This is a genomic window from Pseudomonas neuropathica, from assembly GCF_015461835.1.
Classification (GTDB): Bacteria; Pseudomonadota; Gammaproteobacteria; order Pseudomonadales; family Pseudomonadaceae; genus Aquipseudomonas; species Aquipseudomonas neuropathica.
Window position 1 is genome coordinate 1 of sequence record NZ_JACOPX010000048.1, and the last position, 1,129, is coordinate 1,129.

A 1,129-nucleotide genomic window follows, 5' to 3' on the forward strand; every position below is an offset into this window, starting at 1 on the left:
AGTCCCCAATGGATCAACGAGTGAAGTTAATTAGCGATTGGCTCAGCGGCAGCTACACCAAAAGCCAATTAAGCCGGCGGTATGGCGTCAGTCGTCCAACCATCGACAAGTGGCTGGAACGGTATGCAGCGTTGGGCGTGGATGGCTTGAAAGAGCAGTCGCGTAAGCCGCTGAATTGCCCTCACCAAACTTCCGATGAAATCATCGCCAAGTTGCTGGCCAAGAAAAACGAACATCCCGATCGGGGACCCAAGCAGATCATTGGTCGCCTTCGCGATTCCGATCCGCATATCCAATGGCCGGCGGCGAGTACCGCCGGGGAGTGGTTGAAGAAAGCTGGTTTGGTGGTGGCGCGACGGCCCTATCCCCCGCGTCCCCGTGCTCCAACACATTTGCGTCCGGTCGACGCGCCCAACCAGACGTGGTGTGCTGATTACAAAGGGCAGTTCAAAATGCAGGACGGTAATTGGTGCTATCCGCTGACCATTACCGATCAGATGAGCCGCTTTTTATTCGTCTGTCGCGCTTTGCCCAGTACGCACGGAGCGCCGACGCGGGAAGGCTTTGAGTGGGCTTTTCGAGAATATGGGCTGCCGGATGTGATCCGCACTGATAATGGCGCTCCTTTTGCGTCGACAGGTCTGGCGCGACTTTCGAAGTTATCGGTTTGGTTCATCAGACTTGGAATCCATGTCGAAACGATTACGCCTGGCCGTCCCGACCAAAATGGTCGACATGAACGGATGCATCGAACGCTAAAGGCTGCAGTGCCGCCGGCGGAAAACCTGGTGCGCCAGCAGTTGGCTTTTCAGGAATTCATCCAAGACTTCAATCACCACCGACCGCACACCGCGCTGGGCATGAAACCGCCGGCATCTGTCTATAGCCCGTCGATACGCGCTTATCCCGGTTACTTGCCTGCGCTTGAATACGGTTCCGATGTTGAAGTACGCAAGGTTCGGTCAAATGGGGAGATTAAATGGAAAGGACAGCTGATTTTTCTAGGAGAGGCTCTGATTGGAGAGGACATCGCGCTGAAGGAAGTGGCTGATGACGCTTGGGAACTGTACCTTTGCAGCCACTGTTTAGGCAGGCTTGAAAGCGGCGCCAAACGCGTTTCAAGCCTGTA

1 protein-coding gene is annotated in these 1,129 nt (G+C 55.2%); it reads left to right on the top strand.

The features are described from left to right. The coding region (locus H8F23_RS28715) for an integrase core domain-containing protein (RefSeq protein WP_228759424.1) at positions 1–1,129 on the top strand (1,129 nt) is incomplete at both ends.